This is a genomic window from Halorubrum tibetense (assembly GCF_042661865.1).
Lineage (GTDB): Archaea > Halobacteriota > Halobacteria > Halobacteriales > Haloferacaceae > Halorubrum > Halorubrum tibetense.
Genome location: NZ_JBHSWW010000368.1, coordinates 1 through 2001, shown reverse-complemented (window position 1 = coordinate 2001; position 2001 = coordinate 1). Strand labels below are relative to the sequence as shown.

Annotated in this window: 2 protein-coding genes and 1 pseudogene; 2 read left to right on the top strand and 1 reads right to left on the bottom strand. The window is 69.6% G+C overall.

Features of this window, described 5'->3' with window-relative positions; translation table 11 throughout:
• Positions 1-954: Gfo/Idh/MocA family protein (locus ACFQEU_RS15125; RefSeq protein WP_379783495.1), on the top strand; the 954-nt coding region annotated here is incomplete at its 5' end.
• A gap of 35 nt (positions 955-989) precedes the next feature.
• On the opposite strand, the gene ACFQEU_RS15120 is transcribed toward ACFQEU_RS15125, so the two are convergent.
• Positions 990-1448 (bottom strand): type IV pilin domain-containing protein, encoded by a 459-nt coding sequence (locus ACFQEU_RS15120; protein ID WP_379783493.1) that lies wholly within the window; start codon positions 1446-1448, stop codon positions 990-992.
• A gap of 206 nt (positions 1449-1654) precedes the next feature.
• Between ACFQEU_RS15120 and ACFQEU_RS15115 the strand changes: the two are divergent.
• A pseudogene (locus ACFQEU_RS15115) lies at positions 1655-2001 on the top strand (hypothetical protein); the annotation flags it as partial.

Genomic DNA, 2001 nt, shown 5'->3' with positions numbered 1-2001 from the left:
CACACGGCGACCGACTGGGCCGACGCGATCGACGAGGTCGACGTCTTCTACAACCTCGGGCCGAACCACGTCCACGCCGAACCGTCCATCGCGGCTCTGGAAGCGGGCGTCCCCGTCCTCTGTGAGAAGCCGCTCGCGCCGACGCTGGAGACGGCGGCGACGATGCGGGACGCGGCGGCCGCTGCCGAGGTGCCCGCGGGCTGCGCGTTCAACTACCGGTTCGTTCCCGCGATCCGGTACGCCAAGTCGCTGATCGCCGACGGCGAGCTGGGCGAGATCCGACAGGTCCGCGGGCGGTACCTCCAGGACTGGCTCGTCGACCCCGACGCCCCCTGGGCGTGGCGGATGGATGCCGACCTCGCCGGGTCGGGCGCGCTGGGCGACCTCGGCGCGCACACGGTCGACCTCCTGAACTTCCTCGTCGGTGACCGAGTCGGCGGCGTCGAGACGGTGTCCGGCCACCTGAAGACGTTCGTCGACGAGCGGCCGGTCCTCGACGACGAGGGGACGGTGTCGGAGTACCGCGACGTCACGGTCGACGACGCCTACACGGCACAGATCGAGTACGAGTCCGGCGCGACGGGGAGTCTGGAGGCCTCACGGGTCGCGACCGGACACAAGAACGACCACACGGTCGAGATCCACGGGACTGCGGGAAGCCTCCGGTTCTCGCTTGAACGTCTCAATGAGCTGGAGCTGCTCCGCACGGGGAATCGCGGCTACGAGACCGTGCTCGTCACCGACGAGTCGGACCCGTACGTCGACCACTGGTGGCCGCCCGGCCACGTGCTCGGCTGGGAGCACACGTTCGTCCACGAGAACTACGAGTTCCTCTCGGCGGTCGAGTCGGGCGAACCGTTCTCGCCCTCGTTCACCGAGGCGTACGAGGTCCAGCGCGTCCTCGACGCGGTGGAACGGTCGGACGAACGCGGCGAGCGAGTCTCGCTCGACTGAGGGATCACCTTCCGGATCGGAGGGGCGGAGGCCGGTCACCCGAACGGGTCGGAGTCGAGCGGGTCGGCCTCGTCCCACCCGCTCGTGTCGATGTCGTCCTCGCCGTAGCTCGCGAGCGTCTCGCTTCTCGCGAACGCCACGGGCTCCCAGACGATCTCGATCTCCTCGTTCCCGGTCGCTTCCGGGACCGTTATCCGGTCGCCCGGATGGACGACGCCGTCCGCCGGCCACCCGCCGAAAACCACCTCGTCGTTCGGGTCCTCGCCGCGGACGTACAGCTCCTCGGCCGGGATCGGATCGGGACCGAGCGCGACGATCACGAGTTCGCCGTCCTCGTGGTCGACATCGAACTCGGCGTCCGGCGGTGCAACCCCATCAATGAGCCCGAACACGGCGGCACCGACGACGGCGAGCAACAACACGACGACGCCGACGAGGACGCCGGTCCCCGCGGCCGGCGTGAACGCTCGATCGTCGGTTCGGAACGGCTGCATTCGTGGTTGTGTCCGGGTGGCTGGATATAAGGGTTTACCCGCCGGGTATCAGTCTAGATAACGGCGGGTAGCAGGCCGTACGGTGAGCGTCGGCTGGTAGGACGAGTGCGGCGGGGCCGACCGGGCGCTGGACTGAACGCTGCGCGGTCGACGTCGCCATCGATAGAAACCGGAACCCCGTTATTCAGGCGACACCAAGAACGGCTGTGACGCATTGGACCACCGACCCGGAGGGCGGGCGTGCCCGGGGCCCGCGCGGGTTGGTTCGCGCGTGGGTCGAGGTGCTGATCCGGCCGCGGCGGTTCTTCGCGAACGGGACCTCGCCCGGCGACCAAGCGCCCGCGCTAACGTTCGCCGCCGTCGTGGCCGCGGCATACGCGATCGGGTGGATCGTCGCTGACCCAGGCGTCGTTCCCCCGATCGCGGAGTCGGTCGTTCTCTCGGCCGTCGTGGTCGTGCTGGTCGTGGCGGCGCTCGCCGCGCCGGTCGGCCTCCACCTGACCGCGGCGGTCGCGACGGTTTCGATGATCGTCGCGAGTGTCGAGCGCGACGG